The organism is Marinobacter sp. LM1, assembly GCF_042763285.1.
Lineage (GTDB): Bacteria > Pseudomonadota > Gammaproteobacteria > Pseudomonadales > Oleiphilaceae > Marinobacter > Marinobacter nauticus.
This window is the reverse complement of the sequence record NZ_CP114373.1, coordinates 2250566-2274721: the sequence shown is the minus strand read 5'-3', so window position 1 is coordinate 2274721 and position 24156 is coordinate 2250566. Positions and strand designations below refer to the sequence as shown.

At 56.1% G+C, this 24156-nt stretch carries 23 protein-coding genes; 16 read left to right on the top strand and 7 right to left on the bottom strand.

All coding sequences use genetic code 11. The features are described from left to right. The first annotated feature begins 21 nt into the window (after positions 1 to 21). A complete protein-coding gene (gene glgP, locus OZ656_RS10645) occupies positions 22 to 2574 on the top strand; it encodes an alpha-glucan family phosphorylase (protein ID WP_379944477.1) in 2553 nt (850 codons plus the stop codon). 4 nt (positions 2575 to 2578) lie between these two features. On the opposite strand, the gene OZ656_RS10640 is transcribed toward glgP, so the two are convergent. Further along, entirely contained in the window at positions 2579 to 3784 is a 1206-nt protein-coding gene (locus OZ656_RS10640) for a 1-acyl-sn-glycerol-3-phosphate acyltransferase (RefSeq protein WP_278350612.1), read from the bottom strand. A gap of 167 nt (positions 3785 to 3951) precedes the next feature. On the opposite strand from OZ656_RS10640, the gene recQ reads away from it, so the two are divergent. Next, positions 3952 to 5829: a DNA helicase RecQ gene (recQ, locus tag OZ656_RS10635; protein ID WP_278350613.1), complete on the top strand. Its 1878-nt coding sequence runs from the start codon at positions 3952 to 3954 to the stop codon at positions 5827 to 5829. On the opposite strand, the gene OZ656_RS10630 is transcribed toward recQ, so the two are convergent. Next, the gene (locus OZ656_RS10630; RefSeq protein WP_023010197.1) at positions 5813 to 6367 is read right to left on the bottom strand and encodes a YiiD C-terminal domain-containing protein; all 555 of its coding nucleotides are present in this window, start codon (positions 6365 to 6367) and stop codon (positions 5813 to 5815) included. The genes recQ and OZ656_RS10630 overlap by 17 nt on opposite strands. Positions 6368 to 6565: 198 nt before the next feature. On the opposite strand from OZ656_RS10630, the gene OZ656_RS10625 reads away from it, so the two are divergent. Further along, entirely contained in the window at positions 6566 to 7480 is a 915-nt protein-coding gene (locus OZ656_RS10625; RefSeq protein WP_011784928.1) for a transporter substrate-binding domain-containing protein, read from the top strand. Between the two features lie 24 nt (positions 7481 to 7504). On the opposite strand, the gene OZ656_RS10620 is transcribed toward OZ656_RS10625, so the two are convergent. Then, a complete protein-coding gene (locus OZ656_RS10620) occupies positions 7505 to 9391 on the bottom strand; it encodes a methyl-accepting chemotaxis protein (protein WP_014421464.1) in 1887 nt (628 codons plus the stop codon). A 156-nt stretch (positions 9392 to 9547) separates the two neighbouring features. Here OZ656_RS10620 and OZ656_RS10615 point away from each other — a divergent pair, with 156 nt between their 5' ends. From OZ656_RS10615 to OZ656_RS10605, 3 genes are all read left to right on the top strand, one after another. After that, positions 9548 to 11068: a bifunctional GNAT family N-acetyltransferase/carbon-nitrogen hydrolase family protein gene (locus tag OZ656_RS10615; RefSeq protein WP_199451697.1), complete on the top strand. Its 1521-nt coding sequence runs from the start codon at positions 9548 to 9550 to the stop codon at positions 11066 to 11068. A gap of 160 nt (positions 11069 to 11228) precedes the next feature. Next, complete coding sequence (locus OZ656_RS10610) at positions 11229 to 11627, top strand: hypothetical protein (protein WP_199451696.1); 399 nt, start codon at positions 11229 to 11231, stop codon at positions 11625 to 11627. Positions 11628 to 11673: 46 nt separating this feature from the next. Beyond that, on the top strand, positions 11674 to 12306 hold the full coding sequence (locus OZ656_RS10605) for a helix-hairpin-helix domain-containing protein (RefSeq protein ID WP_379944476.1): 633 nt from the start codon (positions 11674 to 11676) through the stop codon (positions 12304 to 12306). A gap of 46 nt (positions 12307 to 12352) precedes the next feature. Here the strand turns inward: OZ656_RS10605 and senB are convergent, their stop codons facing one another. Further along, the gene (senB, locus tag OZ656_RS10600; RefSeq protein ID WP_379944475.1) at positions 12353 to 13318 is read right to left on the bottom strand and encodes a selenoneine biosynthesis selenosugar synthase SenB; all 966 of its coding nucleotides are present in this window, start codon (positions 13316 to 13318) and stop codon (positions 12353 to 12355) included. Between the two features lie 167 nt (positions 13319 to 13485). On the opposite strand from senB, the gene OZ656_RS10595 reads away from it, so the two are divergent. From OZ656_RS10595 to OZ656_RS10580, 4 genes are all read left to right on the top strand, one after another. Next, on the top strand, positions 13486 to 14367 hold the full coding sequence (locus OZ656_RS10595) for a putative selenate ABC transporter substrate-binding protein (protein WP_379944474.1): 882 nt from the start codon (positions 13486 to 13488) through the stop codon (positions 14365 to 14367). Then, on the top strand, positions 14367 to 15017 hold the full coding sequence (locus tag OZ656_RS10590) for an ATP-binding cassette domain-containing protein (RefSeq protein ID WP_379944472.1): 651 nt from the start codon (positions 14367 to 14369) through the stop codon (positions 15015 to 15017). Before OZ656_RS10595 ends, OZ656_RS10590 begins: the two co-directional genes overlap by 1 nt. A gap of 18 nt (positions 15018 to 15035) precedes the next feature. After that, positions 15036 to 16502: an ABC transporter permease gene (locus tag OZ656_RS10585; protein WP_114434084.1), complete on the top strand. Its 1467-nt coding sequence runs from the start codon at positions 15036 to 15038 to the stop codon at positions 16500 to 16502. Positions 16503 to 16667: 165 nt separating this feature from the next. Further along, positions 16668 to 17246 carry a hypothetical protein gene (locus tag OZ656_RS10580; protein WP_379944471.1) on the top strand — a complete coding sequence of 193 codons (579 nt, stop codon included), beginning with the start codon at positions 16668 to 16670 and terminating at the stop codon, positions 17244 to 17246. Here OZ656_RS10580 and OZ656_RS10575 read toward each other — a convergent pair. After that, a complete protein-coding gene (locus tag OZ656_RS10575; protein WP_022991245.1) occupies positions 17239 to 17535 on the bottom strand; it encodes a hypothetical protein in 297 nt (98 codons plus the stop codon). The two genes, OZ656_RS10580 and OZ656_RS10575, sit on opposite strands and share 8 nt — an antisense overlap. Before the next feature lie 40 nt (positions 17536 to 17575). Continuing rightward, positions 17576 to 18025 carry a hypothetical protein gene (locus OZ656_RS10570; RefSeq protein ID WP_153740055.1) on the bottom strand — a complete coding sequence of 150 codons (450 nt, stop codon included), beginning with the start codon at positions 18023 to 18025 and terminating at the stop codon, positions 17576 to 17578. A 133-nt stretch (positions 18026 to 18158) separates the two neighbouring features. Between OZ656_RS10570 and OZ656_RS10565 the strand changes: the two genes are divergently transcribed. Genes OZ656_RS10565 through OZ656_RS10555 form a run of 3 tightly spaced genes read left to right on the top strand, consistent with a single transcriptional unit; the run spans position 18159 to position 20365 of the window. Continuing rightward, positions 18159 to 19079 (top strand): ABC transporter ATP-binding protein, encoded by a 921-nt coding sequence (locus tag OZ656_RS10565; protein WP_023010274.1) that lies wholly within the window; start codon positions 18159 to 18161, stop codon positions 19077 to 19079. A gap of 33 nt (positions 19080 to 19112) precedes the next feature. After that, entirely contained in the window at positions 19113 to 19874 is a 762-nt protein-coding gene (locus OZ656_RS10560) for an ABC transporter permease (RefSeq protein ID WP_011784940.1), read from the top strand. Next, on the top strand, positions 19871 to 20365 hold the full coding sequence (locus tag OZ656_RS10555; RefSeq protein WP_011784941.1) for a DUF192 domain-containing protein: 495 nt from the start codon (positions 19871 to 19873) through the stop codon (positions 20363 to 20365). Before OZ656_RS10560 ends, OZ656_RS10555 begins: the two co-directional genes overlap by 4 nt. On the opposite strand, the gene OZ656_RS10550 is transcribed toward OZ656_RS10555, so the two are convergent. After that, on the bottom strand, positions 20366 to 21157 hold the full coding sequence (locus tag OZ656_RS10550; RefSeq protein WP_228223603.1) for an enoyl-CoA hydratase: 792 nt from the start codon (positions 21155 to 21157) through the stop codon (positions 20366 to 20368). Positions 21158 to 21305: 148 nt separating this feature from the next. Here OZ656_RS10550 and OZ656_RS10545 point away from each other — a divergent pair, with 148 nt between their 5' ends. From OZ656_RS10545 to OZ656_RS10535, 3 genes are all read left to right on the top strand, one after another. Further along, positions 21306 to 21455: a hypothetical protein gene (locus OZ656_RS10545; protein ID WP_206852046.1), complete on the top strand. Its 150-nt coding sequence runs from the start codon at positions 21306 to 21308 to the stop codon at positions 21453 to 21455. Between the two features lie 196 nt (positions 21456 to 21651). After that, positions 21652 to 22383: a THxN family PEP-CTERM protein gene (locus tag OZ656_RS10540; protein WP_206852044.1), complete on the top strand. Its 732-nt coding sequence runs from the start codon at positions 21652 to 21654 to the stop codon at positions 22381 to 22383. A 180-nt stretch (positions 22384 to 22563) separates the two neighbouring features. Then, a complete protein-coding gene (locus tag OZ656_RS10535; protein WP_278350619.1) occupies positions 22564 to 24156 on the top strand; it encodes a diguanylate cyclase domain-containing protein in 1593 nt (530 codons plus the stop codon).

Here is a 24156-nt window from a genome sequence, read left to right as displayed (position 1 = left end):
TGGCCCAAGGAGGTCATCACCATGCACACCGCAACTGAATTCCGGCTGGAAGCCCGCCCCAGACTACCAGAAGCACTGGAGCGACTTGATGCGCTGGCCAATGACCTTTTCTACAGCTGGGATCATGGCGTGCGCAGTCTGTTCGCGCGGATTGATCTCCGTCTCTGGCAAAAAGTGGAGCACAACCCGAAACTGTTCCTGCGACGGGTGGCCCAGGCCCGGCTCGATCAGGCATCGGAAGACCGCGCCTTTCTCGCCGAATACCGTCGAGTATTATCCGCTTACGACGCTTATCTTGAATCCGAACCCGGCACCGAAGTGCTGGAGGCACTGAACCCTGAAGATAGCCTTGTGGCCTACTTTTGCGCCGAGTTCGGGTTTCACGAGAGTTTCCCGATCTACTCCGGGGGCCTTGGCATACTGGCTGGTGACCATTGCAAGGCGGCCAGTGACCTGGGGTTACCCTTTGTCGCCGTCGGGCTACTGTATCAGCAGGGCTATTTCATTCAGACCATTGATGCCCAGGGGCACCAGATTGCCCGTTATCAGTGCCACTCCAGCGATGAGCTGCCAATCACGCCGGTAGAGGTAGATGACAAGGCACTGACCGTCTCTGTGCCCTTCCCGGGGCGCGAAGTGCATGCACGGGTCTGGCTGGCCAGGGTCGGGCATATTTCCCTGTACCTGCTGGACACCAACACCGCGGAAAACACAGATGAAGACCGGGAACTTACCTTACAGCTTTATGGCGGCGACTCCGCTACCCGCATCAGCCAGGAAATGCTGCTGGGCATTGGAGGCACCCGGGTTCTGACCGCACTGGGTGTTCAGCCTACGGTGTGGCATATCAACGAGGGCCACGCAGCCTTCCAGATACTGGAACGGTGCCGTATGGCCATGGCCGAAGGGCTGTCTTTTGGTGCCGCCCTCGAGTCGGTAGCCGGATGCACCTTGTTTACCACCCATACTCCGGTGCCGGCGGGCCACGATATCTTCCCCCGGGACCTGGTGGAGCACTTCCTGTCGCCTTTCCTGGACCACTCCGGGCTGGAATTCGATGCGGTTTTCGGGCTGGGCAGCAAAAACGGTGATCAAAGCTTCAACATGACGAGTCTGGGCCTTCGGGGCTCCCGGTTTCATAACGGCGTAAGCCGGATTCACGGCGGTGTAGCCGCTCGGATGGAAGGCGATATCTGGCCTCAGATACCGGCGGCCGAGAACCCTCTTGGCTACATTACCAATGGTGTTCATGTACCAACTTTCCTGGCGCCGGAATGGGCAAGTCTGTTCGATATCCAGGCGCCAACCTGGAAAAGTGAACTGAGAAACCCGACATTCTGGCAGTTCATCGACAAGATCCCGGACTACCATTACTGGAGCGTTCACAAGGCCCTGAAACAGCAGATGGCCGAGTTCATCGTGCGGCGCCTGAAACGCCAGCACAAGCGCAATGGCACGGGCCATTCAGTGACTGAGCGGATGGCCCGCAAGCTGGTATCGCCGGAAAATGACGCGCTGGTGGTCGGCTTCGCCCGCCGCTTTGCTACCTACAAGCGAGCTACGCTGATCTTCTCCGATCTGCCCCGCCTGGAACGGCTGCTCACCAATCCGGAGCAACCGGTTGTGCTGGTATTTGCCGGCAAGGCCCATCCCCAGGACAAACCCGGGCAACAGCTGATCAAGGTCATACACGACCTCTCCATGCAGTCCAACCTGATGGGGCACATTATTCTGTTGGAGGATTATGATCAGGCCATGGCGCGCCGGCTGCTGAGCGGAGTTGATGTCTGGCTGAATACCCCGGAATACCCCAAGGAAGCCAGCGGCACCTCTGGTGAGAAAGCAGCCGTTAATGGTGCCCTGAATCTGAGCGTGCTGGACGGCTGGTGGGGTGAAGGCTACGACGAAACCAATGGCTGGGCGATTACGCCGCGCGACACCGAACTGGATGTAGAATTTCGCAACCGCGAGGAAGCCCGGGACCTGTTGGACCTGCTGGAGCGGGAAGTGATTCCGCTCTATTACAACCGAGCCTCACAGGGCTACTCCCAGGGCTGGGTAAGCCGTTCCAAAGCGTCCATGAAAACCATTACGCCCCGGTTCAATGCCCAGCGTATGGTGATGGACTATGTTCGCAACTATTATCAGCCAGCCACCCGGCAGGGCGCACGGTTGAGAGACAACAATGCCGCACTGGCGCAGGAGCTGGCAGAGTGGAAAGCCCGGGTGCACGAGGCCTGGAACGGCGTGTCCATCCATGTGGACGGCTGCGTGTCAGATCGCTGTCACTGGGATGAATCCGTGGAGCTGAAAGTGTCGGTGGCGCTGAATGGTCTGGCGCCCGATGATGTACGGGTGGAATGCCTGGTCGAGCCTGAGTGCACCGGCACTCACACTGGCCCCGGGCCCGACGCATTTGTGCTGGAAGCCAGCGGAGAGAAAGACGGTAAGACCCTGTTCAAAACCCGGATCCAGCCACCCTACCCGGGGTTACAAACACTGCGATTGCGCATCTACCCGCACCACAAGGCGCTAACCCACCCGCTGGAGATGGGGGCCATGCTCTGGGCATGACAACTTAGTCGGTAGTCGGGTTCAGCGGTTTCTCGTTGTTATTCGCGGCCAGTGCATTGACCACCGGATTGGCATACATATCCAGCAAATAAGGGCGGATCGCCGGTTCGCAGGCCTCCAGCCGGCGCTCCATTTCTGCCGTGGCCGCGTCCATATCGGCCGGAGACCAGGTCTCGGCGGTTACCACGCTCTCGCTCACACTGCCCGGAGTCTCATGGGCATCCGGATGAACTCCCCGCATCTGGTACGCCACCAGGTTAGAGGCGTGCAGGTGGTAATTGGCGTGCATTTCATGGTCAATGCGTGCGGCCAGTGCTTTCGGGTTGTCCGGTGAATCGGCAATCGGGGCTCCGAAATGAACATGAACGTGGCCTTTATAGCCCGTCAGTCCTTTAACGATCTGGTCTGTGTCCTCGCCTTCGGCCTTCTGATAGGCGCCAGTCCGGCCCCGCACTTCCAGTTCTTTGGCCTTGTCGGCATCGCAGGGGTCGTATTCGTAGGCAATAGATACCGGCACGATGTGAAGACGGTTCATGGCTTCATCGAACGCCAGCCCGGATTTTTTCCGGCTCATGTAGAACATCTTGATGATGGCCGGGTCGGTAGCGTCAATGCCGTCTTTGGCGCGGCCTTCGCGCTGAGCAATCCAGATGCTGTGATTGGTATCAATGCTGTGATTGATGAAGCCGGAAAGCGTGAGGTAGGCGTCGCGCATTTCCCTTGGGCTGGTCATGTTACGGCGAACCACAAAACTCTTGTTCAGCCGCATCATTTCCGCAAACACCCGATTGGAGAGCAGGTTGTCGCCAATGGCAATCCGGGTTGTGTGGAAGCCGTTCTGGAATAGCAGGTAGTTCACCACCATCGGGTCGAAAACAATGTCCCGGTGATTGGAGATGAACAAGTGGGCACTGTTTTTGCTGAGGTTTTCCAGGCCGCTGTGGGTTACACGGGTGGTGGTATTTTCCACCAGTTCTCCCACGTATTTCGAAACTCCGGCCTGCATATCATCCACCCGGGTGTAATGCCCGAAATGGCTGACCAGCCAGCGGCGAATGAACATCCTCAGAACGCCCGGCGCCCACTTTGCAACGGTTGGCGACTTGAATCGCCCCACCATATCCAGGAATTCCCGGTCGTTAACCAACCTCTGGATGGTTGGCGCGGTCTCTTCATCCGAATAGGGACGGATTGCGTCAAATTCCTGCATGCAAGCCCTGTTATTGTTCGCAGCGTTGATCACAGTGTACGAAAGGGGCGCTATTGTATCCTTTCTCTTGCCGGTTTGCCTCCACCCGAATGGCCAGTTGACCAAACATCCGGAAGGATCTGGTAGAATCGCGCTGCTTAATCACTCCGCCACGAGCCGACCACTGAATGTACATGGACCAGGACTTCGACCAACTCGCCACTGAACCACCCACCGCTGCGGGCCGAAATCCGGAGCAGGTTCTGCACGAGGTATTTGGTTACGAGAGTTTTCGGCCCCTGCAGGGGGATATTGTCCGGGAAGTGGTCAACGGCGGTGATGCCCTTGTATTGATGCCCACCGGGGGCGGTAAATCCCTGTGTTATCAGGTGCCCGCTCTGGTCCGGCCCGGCACCGCCATTGTTATCTCACCGTTGATCGCGCTTATGCAAGATCAGGTGGCGGCGCTACGCGAGCTTGGAGTGAGAGCGGCGTTCCTGAATTCCACCATGGATTTCGAACAGGCCCGTGCCACCGAATACGCCCTGGCGACCGGCGAGCTGGACCTGCTCTATTGCGCGCCGGAACGGCTGATTCAGCCGCGAACCATTGAGCTGCTGCATAACGCGTCCCTGTCGTTGTTTGCCATAGACGAGGCTCACTGCGTCTCCCAGTGGGGGCACGATTTCCGGTCCGACTACCTTCAACTGAGCATGCTGGCCCAGGAATTTCCCGGCATCCCCCGTATCGCACTGACAGCGACCGCTGATGAGCGCACGCGAAAAGAGATTGCGGAACGGCTGTCGCTGACCACCGCCCGGCATTTCATCAGTGGCTTTGATCGCCCCAACATTCAGTATCGGATTACACCAAAGACCAACGCAAACAAACAGTTGTTGGATTTTATTAAAGCAGAGCATGAGGGTGACTGCGGTATTGTCTATTGCTTGTCCCGAAACAAGGTCGATGCCACCGCCCGATTATTGAGCAGCAAGGGCTATACCGCACTGCCCTACCATGCCGGGCTGAGCGCCGAAGACCGCGCCCGCAATCAGGAGCGTTTTCTCAGGGAAGACGGCGTTATTGTGGTGGCAACCATTGCCTTTGGCATGGGCATCGATAAACCTGATGTGCGTTTTGTCGCCCATCTGGACCTCCCAAAAAGCCTGGAAGCCTATTACCAGGAAACGGGCCGGGCGGGCCGGGATGGCAAGCCGTCCACCGCGTGGATGGTGTATGGCCTGCAGGATGTCATCAAACTCCGGCAGATGCTGGAGGCCTCTCAGGGTAACGATCAGTTCAAGCGGGTTGAGCGACAGAAACTGGATGCCATGCTTGGGCTGTGCGAAGTGACCCAGTGCCGGCGACAAGTGTTGTTGCATTATTTCGGAGACAATCTGGAGACTCCCTGCGGAAACTGCGATACCTGCCTGAACCCTCCGGAAACCTGGGATGGCACGGTGGCGGTGCAGAAGGCCCTCTCCTGCGTGTACCGTACCGGCCAGCGTTTTGGCGTCAACTACGTCATTGATGTACTTCGCGGGTCAGCGAATGAACGAATCCTGCAATCCGGCCACCAGGCGATCACCACCTATGGCATCGGTCAGGAACTGTCAGCGAACGAATGGAAGTCGGTATTCCGGCAACTCGTGGCGAACGGCTACCTGCGGGCAGACCCTGAGGGCTACGGCGCGCTTCAGCTAACCGAGCGCTGCCGCCCCCTGCTCAAGGGCGCACAGGCGATTGAACTCCGGAAAGACCCGGTGGTCCGCAACACCGCTGGTGGTAAGTCATCAACGAGCCGCCGGAGCGGCCAGAACGTGCGGGACCAGATTACCGACCACGCCGGGTGGGATGCGTTGCGGGCCTGCCGCAAAGAGCTGGCGGACAAGCAGGGCGTGCCGCCCTACGTGATCTTCCACGACACAACCCTGTTCGACATGCTTGAACGCCGCCCTTCCACCCTGGAGGAGCTGGCCGAGGTCAGCGGCGTGGGCGCCGCCAAGCTGGAAAAGTATGGCGATGTTTTCCTGCAGGCGCTACGCTCTATCAATCCTGAGGCTTGAACCCCTTCTTGCGCACCCGGTAATGGGCGATGGAGGTGGCAACGTGGTTGCCTTCTTCATCTCTCAGAATGCCTTCCAGAGTAAATTTAGCCCTGCCGGTGGCGTCTGCATCGGCAAGGATGGCAGCCACCGCCTCTGGTGGTAGTTCAAATTCCACGGTCACATCTGAATTGGCCGGCTGCAGAAACTCCAGAGTCATTTCCTTCAGAATTGGCGTATAGGCAGGGCCAAGGTCGAAGAGGGTCAACACCCCACCGGGAATCTCCGCCACCAGGAAATAGGCGCCAGCATACAGGCTACCAAAGTGGTTTTTATTGCCCTTGAGGCGCACGCGGGCTTTGACGTAGCCCGGGCGAAGCTCCTCAACACTGAAGTGATTACGGGGCGCGAACGGTATCGCCATACCAATAATGCGGTTAACCGCGGCATAACTGCCGGTCTTCTTGAGCCATTCCAGCGGTTGCAGCAGCGTCGCCTTGGGGTCACTGGAGCTTACCCATTGGCCGGCGGTGCCAATCAGAGAATCAATAAGAGCCATAAAGCCATATCCTGAAGTAAACAAAAGGCGATCTTTACAGTCAGATACGGCTACTTCAAGAATCTTTTACAGTTTTTTTGAAACCTGTACGTTTCGAATAACGCTTTCTGATCTAAGCTGTAGCCAATGTCTGTAACGTTACCGTTGCTTGCAGCCGGATAACAGGGAAAGGGCACGCAGTTGTACACATTCAATAAAATGATAACGCGCCTCTGGCCAGTTCTGGCGCTTGCGGCGTGCATTCACGTTCAGCCAACGGCTGCGTCCGAATCCGAATCCAAATCGGCTCCCACACGAGACTACATACTCTGGTATCGCAACTACGATAACCCGGCGATTCGCAATCTGGTTGAACTCGCATTGCGCAAAACCTCGGAGTACGGTGAGTTCCAGATTATCCGCAGTGAAGAAATAAGCCAGGGGCGCGCCCTTCGGGAACTGGCTAACCCTCAGAGCCGGATTCTGGATATTGCGAACGTGGCGACATCAGAAGAGCGGGAAACATTTCTGAACGCCATTCCGGTACCTGTGGACGGCGGACTGCTCGGATTCAGGGTATGCCTGGTGTTGCCGGAACAGCTCAGTCTGTTTGAGGGGGTATCCAGCCTGGACGACCTGCGCCAGCGAGATATCCGTATTGGCCAGGGCGCACACTGGCCAGACACCCCGATTCTCGAAGCTAACGGCATTACCGTGATCACCCACACCCGCTATGAAATACTCTTTGGTATGCTTCGCAATAAACGCTTCGACTGTTACGCCCGCGGTGTGAGCGAAGTGCTGTTCGACCTCGAACATAACAAAGCCGACGACCTGGTAATCGAGCCAAACATCCTGCTGGCCTACGCCATGCCATCCTACCTTTTTGTGGCCCCGGACGATCACGAAACCGCGCAACGCCTGCAACTGGGTCTGGAGCGAGCGATCCTGGACGGCAGCTTCGCGGTGTATCTGAAAAACTGGTTTGGCAGAGCGGTATCATCACTGGGCCTTGATCGGCGCACAGTAATCACGTTGGAGAATCCGTATCTCAGTGAAGAATCCAGATATGTCGGGCGTCGAACCCTGGAAAACCTGGAGCGCCGCGTTGAGCTACTGAGTGTCGGAGACTAGCGGGCCATCCCTGGCCGCCACGAATTACACCCGGAAACGGGTTACCTTGTCATTCAGCACACTGCCGATAGTCTCGATGTGGCCACTGTAAACATCGTTCTCGCTGGCCGCCTTGGCCGCTTCCTGGCCCTGGTCAGCAATGCGGGTGATGGACGCATTCAACTCTTCGGTCACCGATGTCTGCTCCTCGGAGGCCGTGGCGATCTGTGAGGTCATCTGACTGATGGCGGTAATCGCCTCCACAATCCGGTTCAGAGACTCCATCGCATCCTGCGCTTTTTCCATACTCACGTTGGATACCGCCGTAGAGGCTTTCATAACGTCTACCGCATCGTTGGCGCCTTTCTGCAGCCGCTCGATCATGTTGTTGATTTCTTCAGTGGAAGACTGGGTACGCTGAGCGAGATTCCGAACCTCATCGGCCACCACCGCAAATCCGCGCCCAGCATCCCCTGCCCGTGCCGCTTCAATGGCCGCGTTCAGTGCCAGCAGATTGGTTTGTTCCGCAATGCCCTGAATGACTTCAAGCACAGTCGTAATCGACGAAACATCCTTACCAAGGGTGTCGATAACCTCGGCGGCGGCGTTTATCTCACCCACCAGCTTCTGCACCGCATCCCGCGAGGCGGTGACGGTCTCCAGGGAACCCCGGCTTTCCTGGTCTGCATTCTCTGCGGCTTCCGCAGTTTGCTGGGCATTCTGGGCAATCTCACCCGCCGCCGCGGACATTTCGTTAATTGCCGTCGCGATCATATCGATCTCATGCTGCTGGTTTTCAACACTGGAGCGACTGTCGCTGGACGTCTGTCGGAGCGACTTTACGTTCTCCTCCAGTTCGTCGCTGCCCTCTTTTACTTCTTTTACAACCTGCTGGATGTTCTCAACAAAGCTATTGAAGCTGCGCGCCAACTGCCCAAACTCATCAGACGCAGAGTCATCAAGACGCTTGGTAAGATCCGCATCTCCGGAAGCGATGCGAGACATGGCGCCATTAAGCCTGCGAACCGGCGCAAGAAGGAAGCTAATCGCAAAGTAGAGCAAGACAAGCGCAACAATCAGCCCTACCCCGGCGATGATCAGGCCCATAGTCCGAGCCTCGACGATGGGAGCACTGATCAGGTTTTCATTCACGAACGTAGCCAGGTACCAGTCCACGGCCCGGGCTTCGCTGATGGGGTGAAAGCTGACACTCCACTCGGCACCCTCGCTCTCAAATCCCTGCAGAGAACCGTCCAGAACCGGCTGCTGACCGATCATGCCGCTGATGTTCTTGCCAACAATCTCGCTGTTGGGGTGAAACAGGACCGTGCCGGAATTGTTAATTAACGCCGCATAGCCCGTCTCTGCCAGGGTAATGGTCGATAGCATCTGATCGATTGTGTTGAGACTGATATCCATACCGGCCACGCCAACATAATTGCCCCGCTTGATTGGCGCCATGGCGGAAATAATGGTCTCGTCCGAGGTTGCGTCCAGGTACGGATCGGTAAACGACGCCTGCCCCAAACGCTGGGCTTTCTGGTACCAGGGGCGTACCCGGGGGTCATAATCGGGTGGAAGCGTGGCCTCTACTTCGGCACTTCGCATCAGCATGCGGCCATCTTCGGTGCCGGCGTACACGTCCTTGATGTTGCCACCTTCGGTCATGGCTTCCATAAGAACGCGGGCGTTATCGTCGTTGCGAGTCCGTTCCAGCGCCTTCGCCGTCGCTTCCGCCATATCCAGGCGCGTATTGAGCCAATCGGCAATACTCGACGTACTCTGGGCCACTGCATCGCTCATCAGCGCGCTAACGTAGCGATCAGTCGTTGAGCGGAGCCGAATATCGTTGGAAATTGTCAGGGCGCCCATAATCAACACGATCAGGGAGCCAATTGCGATCAGCAATTTCTGGGCGAATGATAGGTTCAAGCTGACGGCCTCCAATCAGGGTCAAAAACAAATTGCATTTATCATTTAGTGTAGTCGAAACATACTCACTAACGGCAGATCCTGCGAAGTCTTGAACACTCTTTGCTAGAATGCTGAGATCACAGCACATTCGCCATACACGACAGGGAGAACCCTATGGCCCATGAAGAGCTCCACCTGAATCTGCGTAACCTGACCCTTGATGACTACGGCCAGTTGCAAGAGTTGATGGATCGGGTTTACGACGACATTGGTGGCGCGTGGCCAAAAGACACCATCAAGGCGCTGGTAGAACAGTTCCCGGATGGCCAGATCTGTATCGAAGACAACGGCCAGTTGGTGGCGGTGGCGCTCACGGTATGCGTGAAATACGAAAGATTCAGCAACCCTCACGCCTACGACGACCTGATTCTGCGTAACGAAAAAATCTGGCACAACCCCAACGGCGATTCGCTTTACGGCCTGGATGTGTTTATAGACCCCGAATACCGGGGCTATCGACTGGGGCGTCGCCTGTATGAAGCACGAAAAGAGCTCTGTCGTTCCATGAACCTGCGGGCCATCCTCGCCGGCGGGCGGATTCCCAGCTACTTCAAGTACGCCGAGCAATACACTCCGGAAGAATACATTCAGCGCGTTGATCGCAAGGAAATCTACGACCCGATCCTGACGTTCCAGCTTTCCAACGATTTCCAGGTTACCCGGCTGATGCACAAATACCTGCCGGAAGACCAGAAATCCCTCGGATATGCGACGTTGCTGGAGTGGAGAAACATTCTCTATACGCCTCCCTCATCGGTACTCAACGTCAAAAAAACCCAGGTGCGCATGGGGGCGGTGCAGTGGCAGATGCGGGAATTCACCTCGGTGGAGGAGGTGCTCAAGCAGGTTGAGTACTTCGTGGACGCACTGTCGGATTATAAAAGCGACTTTGCCCTGTTCCCGGAATTTTTCAACGCGCCGCTGATGGGGCTGACCGACCAGATGGATCAGACCCGTGCCATTCGGTTCCTCGCCGGCTTTACCGAACAGTTCCGCAACGAAATGTCGGAAATGGCCGTCAGTTACAACATCAACATTATCACCGGCTCCATGCCGCTGATTGAAGATGACCGGGTCTACAACGTCTCATACCTGTGCCACCGTGACGGTCGTGTAGACGAGCAGCGCAAGGTCCATATCACCCCTCACGAACGTCGCGACTGGGTTATTGAGGGTGGTGATAAATTCCAGGTATTCGATACCGATGCCGGTCGTGTCGCCATCATGATCTGCTACGACATTGAGTTTCCGGAACTGGGCCGTATCGCCGCCAGTCAGGATGTGGACATTATCTGTGTCCCCTTCTGGACCGATACCAAGAACGGCTATTTGCGCGTGCGCCATTGTGCCCAGGCCCGGGCCATAGAAAACGAGTGCTACGTGGTGATTACCGGCAGCGTGGGCAACCTGCCGAAAGTGGAAAACCTGGATGTTCAGTACGCCCAGTCTTCGGTATTCTCGCCGTCGGATTTCGCATTTCCACATGATGCAGTGATGGCAGAAACTACACCGAACACCGAAATGATCATGTTTTCAGACATGGATCTGGAAAAGCTCAAACTGGTCAGAAACGAAGGTTCTGTCACCAATCTGAAAGATCGACGTGTTGACCTTTACGAGCTGAAAACCCGGTAATGGGCAGATTTAGCCCCGCACAGGGGGCCAAATCCTGATTATTTCCATGAACGGGCTGCGGTAGATAGCTGACGGCATTGCCAAAAGTTTCTGGCCCGTCTATTGTTTAATTAATGTTCAGTATATATCTGGCCGACCTCAATAGCAGAGCAAGCGTTCCATGAACGAAGAACTACCGGACCTGGTCGCGCGTTTCCGAATCCGACACGGCATTTTTCGCAAGGAAACCGTGGAAGCGCGACTTTATGAACTCGACAGTTACGGCTGCGTGATGAAAACGGACAAGCTGTTTGAACCCGGGGATACCGTGGTTGTCGACCTTGTTATGGATATGCCGTTTGAAGAAATCCGTGCCGAAGGCCTGACCGGCCTGGTTACCGAAAAGAGAAAACACTGTAGCAACTTCTTCTACTCACTTGATTTTGTTGAGCTAAATGCTCGAGACGAATCGCCGCTCTCTGACAAACTGCGGCGCATAAGAGAAGTTGTTCTCAAGAAACAGAGCCTGAAATCCCGGCGTGGGTCGAGCCCCGCTTCCGGTATGCGACAAATGGCCTGATGCCCGTTCACTTCACCCGCACTTCCCTTCCGTAAGGAGACACTCCATGGCAAAGAAAGCCAAGCCAAGCGTTGATAAGATCGTCAAGAAAGTAAACAAAGAGTTCGAGAAAACATCCGCCCAGATCGAAGGGCTGATTAACGACGCACTGAAGCAGTTCGACAACCTGCAGAACCAGGTTCAGGAGCCGGTACGCAAGCTCCTGAAAGACATGGATGAGCTGCGTGATCGTGAAATGAAGCGCTTTAACGACGAATTTGAGCGCCGCATGAATGAATTCCACGAACTGCAGTCGGCATTGCTGGAGCGCCTGGGTATCGCTTCCAGGGAAACTGGCAAGTCAGTGTCCAAGTCCGGCGAATCAACCTCGAAGGCCAGTGGTACCAAGAAAGCGGCTCCGGCCAAGAAAACCGCCGCTGCCAAGCCGGCCGCCAAGAAAACGAGCACTGCCAAGCCCAAGGCCGCAGCTCCGAAGAAAGCGGCCAAGCCGGCAGATAAGTCTGACCTTACCCGCGTGAAGGGCATTGGCCCGGCAACCGCAAAGAAAATGAAAGAGGCTGGCATTACCTCCATCGAGCAGATTGCCAACCCCAGCGATGCGGATAAGCAGAAACTGGAAGCATTCAAGAGCCTGAAAGGGTTCAGCGAGTTGTCTGCCGAAGCGAAAAAGGTACTCTGAAACCTATCCAACCCAATGCCTTGAAATAAGGGGTAGGCCCGTCGGCCTACCCTTTTTTGCATCGGACCAGGGCGAGTTCCAGGCTTTCCAGCTCGCTCTCCGGGGTAAACCCGGACGCGAGGGCATTTACCTTCGCCCGCAATTCCGCCAGGAATTCCGCGTCGGTTTCCGCACGTAACATCAGCCTCGCCAGAGCTTCATCGTTTTTGACCGGAAAATAGCCAGGATAGTCATCGCCCAGCAAACCGCGGTTGCCGGGAATATCAGAGGCCAGAATCGGTAAGCCCGCCCGACAGGCTTCCGACACCACATTCGCCCCACCCTCCATGATTGAGCTGATCACCATAAGATTACTCACGGCCATCAGGTGCTCCAGCTTAGGCTTGTCCAACTCACCCAGATAATGAAACCGAGGATTGGATCGGCTTTCTTCCAGCGCCTTTTCCCGCCAGGACTCGTTGTGAGCCTTGCCGGCGCAGGAAACCACGATGCGGGATTGCTCAGGAATGTGGTAGCACGCCCAGGCAGCACGCAGAGAGTCCTTTTCTTCACGCAGATGGCCAATAACGCAAACGTGGAACTGGTCCTTTTCTGCCCGGGCGCTGCCCGCCACTGACGGCTTGGGCGCCGATTGCCGCAGGCACAGCAATTTATCGCGGTAGCGTTCGGGAATATCCTCGGCCACCAGATCATGCAACCCGATCAACAGGTCAGCGGCGTCCATGGAGGCCCGTGTGATGTCCGGAAACTCGTGCTGAAAGCGGTATATGTCTGTGCCGGTGAGTACTACTATCAAAGGTTTCTCCGGCCATGTTTCCCGGTACCGCTTAACCGCGTCAGCACTTCGCCAGGCGTGCAGGGCAATCAGGCAGTCCGTTTCCTGGCCCTGATATTCCGTCACCACTTCCACCTGATGACTGGTGGCTTCCAGCAGACTCTTCCAACGCAGCGCGGTGGCCCGATTACCTGCTTTTGAATCCGGGCCGGCTGGAGTTACTATGGTCAATCGCATGACGGTCACTTGTTCTGATTTTGAAAAATTCTGCATGTGGCACTGCGCCAGGTAAAGCCTTCCCTCGTATACCGGTTCAGACTTGATGGAAATCACGTTATCCTGACTGGGTTTTCAAGTACATGGCAACGTTTTTCACCAACCCCCACCTTGCAAAGGAATGATTGATGATGGCAATCAGCAACCTCAGAAAATGGCTGGCGACGGGCCTGCTTTCCCTGGCAGCGGCTACCACTGTTCAGGCAGACACTTTCGTATTCACCGCCATTCCGGATGAAGATGAAACCAAACTGGTCGAGCGCTTTCGTGGCGTGGCTGACTATCTTCAGGAGCAACTGGATGTTGAGGTGCGTTACATCCCGGTGAAATCCTACGCCGCTGCGGTATCGGCCTTCCGCAACAACCAGGTACAACTGGCGTGGTTTGGGGGCTTGTCTGGTGTTCAGGCCCGTCGACTGGTTCCGGGTTCCGAAGCCATTGCTCAAGGCGTTGAAGACGAAGCCTTCGAGACCTACTTTATCGCCAACACGAGCACTGGAATTCAGCCGGCCGACAGCCTGGATGCGCTGGAAGACGAACTGCGCGGCAAAACCTTTACCTTCGGTTCAAAAGGTTCGACCTCGGGCCGCCTCATGCCCGAGTTCTACATTCGGGATGTCTTCAATGAAGCGCCGGATTCCCTGTTCTCCCGGGTTGGTTTCAGTGGCAACCATACCCGTACCCTTCGCCTGGTCGAGGCCGGAACCTATGAAGTGGGCGCCCTGAACTTCCAGGTTTGGGAAAAAGAACTGGAAAACGGCAACATCGATACTGATTCCGTTCAGGTAATCTGGAAAACGCCTTCCTACCCGGATTATCAGTGGACCATCCGTGGCGATGTCGACGAGCGTTTTGGTGATGGCTTCAAGCAGAAGGTCACCGAAGCCCTGCTGAAGCTGGACGATCCTGCCTTGCTGGAGAGCTTCCCCCGCTCCGGCTTCATTCCGGCGTCCAATGACGACTACGAGCCCATTCGTGCGACAGCGGAAAACATCGGAATTCTCGATTGATGTCAGGCTTTGATTTCCATGGCCTGACCGCCAGTTTCGATGGAGAGCGGGTTATTGGCCCGCTCTCCTTCCGAATCAATGAAGGGGAACACGTTGGTCTGGTTGGCAAAAGTGGTGCCGGCAAATCCACGCTTATCCGCTTGCTTTATGACCGGCTCGAAGGCAAGGCTTCGCTCGTTCCTCAGGGCCTTGGATTGGTCAATGCGCTTCCTGTCTTCCACAATGTATTTATGGGCCAACTGGACCAGCATGCCACCTGGTACAACACGCTTACCCTGATCCGGCCCTTCCGGCGGGACAAAGACGCCATCGGGGCGTTACTGACCGAACTGGGTATACCGGAAAAACTCTGGATTCCGGCGGCGGCACTGTCTGGCGGGCAACGGCAACGGGTAGCCATTGCGCGGGCGCTCTATCGGCAGGCGCCAACACTGTTGGCCGATGAGCCCATTTCCGCCCTGGACGGGCCAATGGCCCAGCAGGTGATGACGATGCTTACCAATCAATTCACCACCAGTATTGTTGCGCTGCATGATGTGGAGATGGCACTGGCACACTGTACCCGCATCATCGGTATTCAGGATGGCCAGATTGCCCTGGACCAGCCTGCCAGCGAGCTGACAGCCGCTGGCATTTCCGTTCTCTACTGACAGGCACCCACTCTCAGCATGTTCGCCTACCCAACCGTACGAGCCAGCTTTATTTTTCTTGCCGTTGCGCTGCTCGGGCTGCTGGTTGCGGACATTGCCATTACCACAGCCAACCCCTGGCAGGATCTTGGTCGCTTCTTTCTGGGCGTGGCCACACCCAATTTTTTCAGTACCGAAGGCTTGCTCACTGCCCTGCTGCGGACCGTAGCTTTTGCCTTCGTGGGCGTAACTCTCGGGAGTATCTGCGGCTTCCTGCTGGCGCTGGTGTACCGCTTTCTGCCAGTACGAATCTTCTGCGCCTTTATCCGTGCCATCCATGAGCTGTTCTGGGCGCTGATCTTTCTTCAGTTTTTCGGTTTCCACCCGCTCACGGGTGTGCTGGCCATTGCCATTCCCTATTCCGGCATCTTCGCCAAGGTCTATTCGGAAATCCTGGAAGAGGCAGACCCGGAACCGGGCCGTCTGCTGCCACCGGGAACCTCATCCATTGCCGCCTTTCTGTATGCCCGTATCCCCGATTGCTGGGTTCAGATGCGCACCTATACGGCCTACCGGCTCGAGTGTGGCCTGCGTTCCTCTGCCATCCTGGGCTTTGTGGGGCTTCCGACTCTGGGTTTCTACCTGGAATCCTCATTCTCCCAGGGTCTGTACTCAGATGCCGGCGCCATGCTGATTCTGTTCTATGTGCTGATCGCCACCATGCCGTTATGGGTTCGCCCCAAACTACTGCCGATCTATATTCTTGCAGCGCCTTTTTTTCTTGGGGACGGTCTGCCCATTGTCTGGGGCAACGTGGAACGCTTCTTTACTGAGGACATCATTCCTTCACCGATCCGGGATGGCGAAGGGCTTGCGGCTATCTGGGCGTGGTTATCCGATGTGATGATAACGGAAGCTTTGCCAGGCATCTGGAACACCGTGGTATTGACGCAGATAGCGCTGGTTGCCACCGGCATTCTGTCCCTGCTGGCCTTCCCCCTGATCTCGAATCATTTCGGTGGCCCGGTGCGGCGTACCTCCGGGCATGTGTTTCTGGTGATCGCCCGTTCGACACCGGAATACATTCTTGCTTATATTCTGCTACAGCTGTGGGGGCCTTCCATGCTGCCGGCCGTGGTGGCGCTGGCCCTGCACAACGGTGGCATTATCGGCCACCTGATTGGCCGGCAGACCAACACCATTCACCTGCGCCCGGACGCTCCGGTGGGTTTTTCCCGCTACAGCTGGGAACTGGTGCCCCGCATCTACCGCTCATTCCTGGCATTCCTGTTCTACCGCTGGGAAATCATCATGCGCGAAACGGCGATACTGGGCATCCTTGGTATCTACACTCTCGGCTTTTACGTCGACAGTGCCATTCAGAATATTCGTTTTGATCGTGCCATGGTGCTGATTTTGATTACCGCCCTGCTGAACATCGGTGTCGACGCCCTGGGCCGTTTCATTCGTCGCAAACTGGCCCTTCAGACCATGCCCACCTGCTGATCCCCTGGGACTGCCATCACATTTTTCAAAGCTAAACCGGTCTTCAGTGCCATTTTCGGGGTTTGCCCACTGCCCTACCGGTTACGCAACGTTACAATCACCCGATGATTCAGCTTGTCGCTCCGTTTTCAGAGGAATACCACGATGGTCAATGGATTGGTCACAATGACAGAACTGGGGCTGATTGCCCTGCTGGCGCTGTTAGCCGCGCGGGTGATTAACCTGTCCCGGACAGAATCCTTTGTTCCAGCCGGTGCCGCAGGCGCCGATCCGCAAGCCGATAATTCCGGGAGTTCCGCGCGCAGGGTCGCCAGTTCGGGCAATGAAGCGCGTCGCTACAAAGGCATGACGGCACCTGATCGAACTGAACTCTTTACCCAATTGCACATTTTGGCGGGATTGCAGGAGCGGGATTGCCGGGTGAAAGGCCTGGTACTGTCAGAATCGCCAGAGGCGGTTCGCACTTATGCTGCAGCCTGGCTCTACGGTGCCAGCTGTGCCCTGAGCCCGAAACCCGTTCGCCACTCTGAGGCGCTGGCAGGTATGGTTGCGGGCATTGTCAGCCGAAAGACGGGTATTCGGCAGCCAGAGGCGCTGCAGGCTATTTCGACGCTTACCGGTAGCAGCGTGCTGATGGCGTGTTACCGTGCCGGGCTGGAAGGTGCGGAATTCTGGCAAGCCAACCATTATGTGCCTGCCAACTCGAGCCTCTACGAGGCGGTGACCAGTAACGCGTTTATTTAGCGGTTTCGAGAGTCCAGTCGCTGCCCAGGTTAACGGCCTCCCGGCAGGAATCATCGTTGGCAGGTGACCCGGTAATTGCAGGTTTGGTGAATTCGCCATCATCGGTGTAAGTCATGGATTCCACATCCACCGCCCGCACTACCCAGGACTGGCCATTGGCTGAAACCGTAGCCCGGTGGGTCAGCCCGAACACGAAGCGACAGTAATCCAGCTTGAGCTGAACGAGATCCTGCTCGGCCTTGCGGATTTTGCGCAATAGCACCTTCTGAACGCTTTCCCCGTAATCCATCACTGTTCCCTGGAAGTCATCGAAATTTGACGGGATTTAACTATTTCTCAGCCCGGAACACCAGTGCCCAGGGCACATTTTCCAATACTTTCTGGCCATCCTGCAGGTCAATGCGCCAGATCATCTCCGCACCCGTAGTGCAAAACGGAGCTGTAAAGGTTGCCTGATAGCTCAGGGGCTCCTGGCGCTCCATGGGCACCGGATATTCGCCCATATACATGGATTGCCCTCTTAATACCGCCAGAAAGCGGTCCGGCGCTTCCGGTACGGTAATCGCCAGCCGGTATTCCATGCCCTGATCGCCTTCTTCGAGCGTGCTGAGTTCCACTCGCCAGGCGCCTTCGTCGGTCTCCCAGGTGCAGGCGCGGGAAAGCAGGTCGCATTCTGGCCGTTCCTCAGCGGTGCCGGCGGTTTCCAGCCACTGTGGGCCAAACGCCAGAGCCCCAATTGCAGCCAACACTAAACCCGGAACCATGATGGTTCGTACCATACCCTGCCTCACAACCAGATCTTAAACCGGCATTATGGGGATAATTCCCGACATAGCAAAGGTTTCTAAACTGCTGCCAGCATGAGAAAATGTCCGGCTTTCTGGTCTACCATCAACAGAACAGGACACGCCCGTGCAACCGGACATATCCGTTAAGCACCTGAACAAGATCTACGAAGATGGCTTCCAGGCCCTCAAAGACGTCAACCTGGAAATCTACCCCGGCGAGATCTTCGCGCTGCTCGGCCCCAACGGTGCTGGTAAAACTACCCTGATCTCTATCATCTGCGGCATCGTCAACAAGAGCGATGGCGAGGTAAAAGCCGCCGGTCACGACATCGTAAAGCAATACCGCAAAGCCCGGGAGGCCATCGGCCTGGTACCGCAGGAGCTTAATACCGACTCCTTTGAAACCGTTTGGGATGCGGTATCCTTCAGTCGCGGTCTGTTCGGCAAGGCACCCAGGCCTGCCCATATCGAAAAGGTTCTGAAAGACCTCTCCCTCTGGGACAAGCGCAACAACCGCATCATGTCACTGTCTGGCGGTATGAAACGCCGGGTGATGATCGCCAAGGCGCTGTCCCACGAACCGCGCATTCTGTTCCTGGATGAACCTACCGCCGGAGTGGATGTCGAGCTACGGCGTGACATGTGGGAGATGGTGCGCAAACTCCGCGAGAACGGCACCACCATCATTCTGACCACCCACTACATTGAAGAAGCGGAAGAAATGGCCGACCGCATCGGCGTTATCCGCCAGGGCGAGATCATTCTCGTGGAAGACAAGAACCGCCTGATGTCCAAGCTGGGCAAGAAAGAACTTCGCCTGCAGCTTCAGCAAAAACTGGATAAGCTGCCCGGGGAACTCACCCTGGAGCCAATCGAACTTTCGGAAGACGGCTACGAGCTGATCTATACCTTCGACTCTCAGCAACAACAGGCCGGCGTGGCCCGACTGCTACGCACCCTGGGAGATCTGGACATTGAGTACCGTGATCTGCAAACCCGGGAGAGTTCCCTGGAAGAGATATTCGTGGGCCTGGTGCACGAGTAGCCACCCGCCCGAACGGTCCGCACGGAGAGAACAATGAATCTTTACGGTGTTAAAGCAATCTACAAGTTCGAGATGGCACGCATGAAACGCACGGTCATGCAAAGCGTGCTGTCGCCCGTTATCTCCACCTGCCTGTACTTTGTGGTATTCGGCTCGGCCATCGGATCCCGCATGGGCGACATCGACAACATCAGCTACGGGGCCTACATCATTCCCGGCCTGGTGATGCTGTCACTGCTGATGCAGAGCATCTCCAACGCCTCCTTCGGCATCTACATGCCGAAATTCTCCGGTACCATCTATGAAGTGCTGTCTGCGCCGGTATCCTACGTGGAAATCGTGCTGGGTTATGTGGGGGCCGCAACCACCAAGGCCGTGATATTGGGTCTGATCATTCTGGCCACCGCGAAGCTGTTCGTTGACTACTCAATACTCCATCCTTTCTGGATGTTTTCGTTCCTGGTGCTTACAGCCATGACCTTCAGCCTGTTCGGCTTCATCATCGGTATCTGGGCGGATGGCTTCGAGAAGCTGCAGATTGTGCCAATGATGATTGTGACGCCACTGGTGTTCCTGGGCGGCACCTTCTATTCCATCGAGATGCTGCCCGAGATCTGGCAAACCATCAGCCTTTTTAATCCGGTGGTGTACCTGATCAGCGGCTTCCGGTGGGCCTTCTATGGGGTTTCCGATGTGCACGTGGGCATTAGTGTAGGCATGACCATGGTATTCCTGACCATGTGTATGACCGCCGTCTGGTGGATCTTCAAAACCGGCTACCGTCTGCGTTCATGATGACTCGTTTTTTCTCCCTGCTGGTTGTGAGTACCCTGCTTGCAAGCTGTGGCTCGGCAGGGGCCAAAGATTCCGGGCACCTCCCGGTGGCCCAGGCCTGTTTCGTCACAGAGACAGCGCGACATCCAGTGGTGCTGGAAGTGGCGAGTGACAGCAAAGACCGACAGAAAGGCCTCATGGGCCGGGAAGCTCTGGCAGAAAACGCCGGCATGCTGTTCATCTACGATTATGAGAGAAGCCCGGAGCAAGGCTTCTGGATGTACCAGACCCTTCTACCGCTGGATATTGCCTTTCTGGACAACGAGGGAGTGATCGTCAGCATTCGCCAGATGCACCCTTGTGCATCATCTCGTAGCAACGATTGCCCCAGCTACCCCGCAGGCGTCTCCTACTGGCGCGCCGTGGAAATGAACGCGGGTTATTTCAACAGCCGGCAAATCGAAGCAGGAGACCGACTGGTCCGAGACCAGCCGGCCTTCTGCAACCGCTGATTACTTGTGTTGCCAGTCTGGGTCCCGCTTATCCAGAAACGCAGAAATACCCTCCCGGGCATCGTTCGCTTGCATGTTTTCCGCCATCACATTCGCCGTGTAGTCATAGGCATGGGCCAGCGGCATTTCCAGCTGCTTGTAGAACGCCTCTTTACCAATTTTCAGGGTATGCCCGGACTTTGCTGCGATGGTGGTTGCCATGCCGTACACGGTCTCATCCAGAGCTTCCGGCTCGACCGCTCGATTAATCAGCCCGATCTGTTCTGCCCGGGCCGCATCAATCAACTCACCGGTCAAGAGCATCTCCATGGCATGCTTGCGGCTGACATTGCGGGACAGAGCCACCATGGGCGTTGAACAGAAAAGGCCAATGTTCACACCTGGCGTAGCAAAACGGGCACCCTTCTCGGCCACTGCCAGGTCGCAACTGGCAACCAGCTGACAGCCTGCCGCCGTCGCTACGCCAGCAACCCGGGCAATCACCGGTTTTGGCAGGTTCACAATCTGCTGCATCACCTTGCTGCATTGCCTGAAAAGCCGCAACTGGAAATCGTGGCTGTCGAACTGCTCGCGCATTTCACGAAGATCGTGTCCGGCACAGAACACCTTGCCGGCAGCGGCAAGTACCACTACGCGCACATTACCGTCCCCGGCAATCTGCTCAAGCACCTCTGAAAGCGCTTCCAGCAGGGCCATTGAAAGACTGTTACGCCGCTCCGGCTGATTCAGGGTTACTGTGGCCACACCGTTTTCAGCGTGCAGTCGCACCAATTCATCAGATGCCGCCGTCATACAACACTCCCCTTGGTTTTTATCGGTGATTTCTTTGTGTCAGTATTCCCAACGCCGCCGTCTCTGTCGAACCGACCTTCGGCGTATGGTTGCAATGCCGCGAAACGCCCTCAGGGTAATAACATGTACCCGACACAGGAGGTGATGCATGTCTCGCTCAACGTTGCTCAAAGCCATTGTTGGTCTTGCCATTATCGTTGGCGGTATCGTCGTGATTATCAAAGACGAACCGGCCGTCCCCACCGGCGACATCAACAGCATTGAACCCCTGCCAGAACAGGACAACCCGGACCGTTAACCTCTGGGTATGTCCGTTTTCTTTACAATGCAACTGATCAAATATCACCCAATCACATAGATGACACTTCTTTCACATTGTTAAACCGACAGTTTTTAAGATCAGGCACTCCCATTGCTGATTGTCTCACGGAGCTCAGGGATTACACCTTCGAGCGACGGTAAACAAATGACGAAGCCCACAGGGAGTGTCACCAATGAATAAGAAACTATTGATCGCCAGCGCCGCCGTGGCCCTGTTTGCCGCAGGCTCAGCACAAGCTGCCGTTATCCAGCTCACTGGCGTTAGCGGTCTTTGGACTACCACCAATCCAAGTGGCCCCGCTGTTTCAGGAGGCGGTACCAATGAAATCCGCTGGGGTACGCCCGCCAATCAGCAAAATCAGCAAAGCGGGTACCGGTTTGACGGGTCAGCTCCGCCCGCCGTCAATGTAAACGAGAACATTGATTTCGATCTTGGCACGTTCACTCATTTCAATTACCCGATCACTGGCACCTCTCTGAGCAACGCATCACTCACGGTAGAGACCACCTTACTGATCGACGGCATCTCCGAAACTGTGTCATCGATTTTCGAGTTCGAGCACTGGGAGACACCCAATGGCAGCAATCCCTGTGCTAACGGCCAGGCGAACGGATCAGGTGTCAATGTAAACGGCTGCGCCGACCGGGTAACCTTCGCCCTGAATGTGGGGGCCTCAGATTCCTTTCTGATTGACGGCGTGAACTACTTCGTCGACATATCCGGGTTCTTTTTCGATGGCGCTCTGGCCAGCGAATTCTGGACCAAGGAATACTACGACAACAGCGCTACGCTCAAAGGTATTATTACTTCGCGCCCGGTGTCTGTACCGGAGCCTTCTACCCTCGCACTCCTTGGTCTAGGTCTGGCTGGCCTGGCTGCGCGCCGCCGCAGCCGTTCAGCCTAAGCCCGGAGCGCCGTCCAGCCAGCCCCACCCATTGCTGTTTTATGACGGGGCTGGCGTCTCCCGGATGTAAAGTCTTGTGTTATGCGGACATTACATACTGTTCAGACAACGCTGATTGCCACAACATGGTCTAAAGTACATTTATTGCAATACTGAACTACCCGGAGACCCCAATCGCCCATGATCAGGTTCGCACGCTCGCTGATTGGGCGCTTTCTACTCTCACTATCCGCCCTGTTGCTGGTGTCTTTGTTTGCCTTGGTTATCTGGGAACGAACCTTTGTTATCCCATCATTGCTCACCGCAGAATCGCGACTGGCGGAGAAGGAGCTCGACAGGATCGTCCTGGCTATGGAAGACAATCATGACGGGCTGGCTGCAATAACCAGAGACTGGGCTAACTGGGATGACAGCTACGCGTTCATTCAGGGACAACAGGCCAACTATACGTCCTCTCATTTCAGCGCTGAGATGTTCGAAGACATTAACGTGCAGTTGATGGTCTTCATTGATATTCAGGCGAGCATCAGATGGGTCGCAGGGCTGGATCCTGCAACAGGTGAATACAGGACCTGCTCCTCCCTTTCCGACAATTGCGAGTGGGCCGGACGCTTTATCCGGGGCTTCGACGCCTTTGATTTCCAACAAGGATATCGCCTGATAGACACGGGGACAGGCGACACCCCCTCACTGATCAGTGCCGAGCCTATTCTCAGAACCGACCGAACCGGGCCTTCCATGGGACTGATTGCCATGGTCCGTCTGATCGACGAGCGGCTCGTTGAAACACTTGAACGACAAACTGGATTGGTAATCGACATCAATACGGTGGCGACAGAGGCTCAACGGCTGAATGAACCTGTCACCAGTCGTCAGGAAACTGTCCTCACAGCACAGAAACGTATCGAACCCCAGCGAGGGACTGAAGCTCTGCTGATTACCACTGACCTGCCCCGGGAGCAAACCAATCACTATCGAAGCGCATTCAGATACACCATGGCCTGGACCGTCCTCCTGTTATTAGGCGCCCTTCTGGTGGTTCTCAGCTTATTGTGGGTCCAGGTCATCCGCCCGCTAAAGCAGTTGACAGGTTTCACCCGTAAAACCCGAAGAGACACATTCTGGGAACAGCCCGCTCAGTTTCAGGCGGTTCCACGCGCCCTTAAAACCCGTCGTGATGAAATTGGAAGTCTCGCTCGTAACTTCCAGCGATTGTTGGCGGCACAGAAAACCCGCACCAGCAACCTGGTCAAGCTTTCTCATCAGGATCCACTGACCGGGCTTGCCAATCGTCGTCTGTACGACGAAAAACTGGCACAAGCCCTTTCGCAGAGCCAGTTAGTGTCAGTGTTAATGCTCGATATCGACCATTTCAAGCTCTATAACGACCATTTCGGGCACCAGATGGGTGACGATTGCCTGGTATCCCTGGCCAACCAGATGAAGGAATGCTTCGAGCAACCGGGCTTTGTGGTGGCGCGAACCGGCGGAGAGGAATTCAGTATTCTTTTACCCGGGCAATCCGTCGAAGACGCGGAACAGGATGCAGAGCGCCTCAGAAAACTCATCAAACAGCTACGGATTCCACACCCCAATTCGCCAGTGGCGCCGGTGGTCACAGTGAGTGTTGGCGTGGCATCAACCGCCAATGTCAGGGGACTCGGCCCGGAAATGCTGATGCGCAGAGCCGATGAGGCTCTCTACCAAGCCAAAGCAGAAGGCCGGGATCGAATAAAACGCTACGCTGCCACGGTGATTCAGAGTTCAGACTGA

Coding starts and splice junctions, on each gene's coding strand:
- recQ (WP_278350613.1), top strand. CDS start 3,952: ATGTACATGGACCAGGACTTCGACCAACTCGCCACTGAACCACCCACC.
- OZ656_RS10605 (WP_379944476.1), top strand. CDS start 11,674: ATGGCAAAGAAAGCCAAGCCAAGCGTTGATAAGATCGTCAAGAAAGTA.
- OZ656_RS10615 (WP_199451697.1), top strand. CDS start 9,548: ATGGCCCATGAAGAGCTCCACCTGAATCTGCGTAACCTGACCCTTGAT.
- OZ656_RS10575 (WP_022991245.1), bottom strand. CDS start 17,535: ATGGATTACGGGGAAAGCGTTCAGAAGGTGCTATTGCGCAAAATCCGC.
- OZ656_RS10590 (WP_379944472.1), top strand. CDS start 14,367: ATGTCAGGCTTTGATTTCCATGGCCTGACCGCCAGTTTCGATGGAGAG.
- senB (WP_379944475.1), bottom strand. CDS start 13,318: ATGCGATTGACCATAGTAACTCCAGCCGGCCCGGATTCAAAAGCAGGT.
- OZ656_RS10585 (WP_114434084.1), top strand. CDS start 15,036: ATGTTCGCCTACCCAACCGTACGAGCCAGCTTTATTTTTCTTGCCGTT.
- OZ656_RS10630 (WP_023010197.1), bottom strand. CDS start 6,367: ATGGCTCTTATTGATTCTCTGATTGGCACCGCCGGCCAATGGGTAAGC.
- glgP (WP_379944477.1), top strand. CDS start 22: ATGCACACCGCAACTGAATTCCGGCTGGAAGCCCGCCCCAGACTACCA.
- OZ656_RS10570 (WP_153740055.1), bottom strand. CDS start 18,025: ATGGTACGAACCATCATGGTTCCGGGTTTAGTGTTGGCTGCAATTGGG.
- OZ656_RS10625 (WP_011784928.1), top strand. CDS start 6,566: ATGATAACGCGCCTCTGGCCAGTTCTGGCGCTTGCGGCGTGCATTCAC.
- OZ656_RS10535 (WP_278350619.1), top strand. CDS start 22,564: ATGATCAGGTTCGCACGCTCGCTGATTGGGCGCTTTCTACTCTCACTA.
- OZ656_RS10550 (WP_228223603.1), bottom strand. CDS start 21,157: ATGACGGCGGCATCTGATGAATTGGTGCGACTGCACGCTGAAAACGGT.
- OZ656_RS10555 (WP_011784941.1), top strand. CDS start 19,871: ATGATGACTCGTTTTTTCTCCCTGCTGGTTGTGAGTACCCTGCTTGCA.
- OZ656_RS10560 (WP_011784940.1), top strand. CDS start 19,113: ATGAATCTTTACGGTGTTAAAGCAATCTACAAGTTCGAGATGGCACGC.
- OZ656_RS10640 (WP_278350612.1), bottom strand. CDS start 3,784: ATGCAGGAATTTGACGCAATCCGTCCCTATTCGGATGAAGAGACCGCG.
- OZ656_RS10580 (WP_379944471.1), top strand. CDS start 16,668: ATGACAGAACTGGGGCTGATTGCCCTGCTGGCGCTGTTAGCCGCGCGG.
- OZ656_RS10595 (WP_379944474.1), top strand. CDS start 13,486: ATGATGGCAATCAGCAACCTCAGAAAATGGCTGGCGACGGGCCTGCTT.
- OZ656_RS10540 (WP_206852044.1), top strand. CDS start 21,652: ATGAATAAGAAACTATTGATCGCCAGCGCCGCCGTGGCCCTGTTTGCC.
- OZ656_RS10610 (WP_199451696.1), top strand. CDS start 11,229: ATGAACGAAGAACTACCGGACCTGGTCGCGCGTTTCCGAATCCGACAC.
- OZ656_RS10545 (WP_206852046.1), top strand. CDS start 21,306: ATGTCTCGCTCAACGTTGCTCAAAGCCATTGTTGGTCTTGCCATTATC.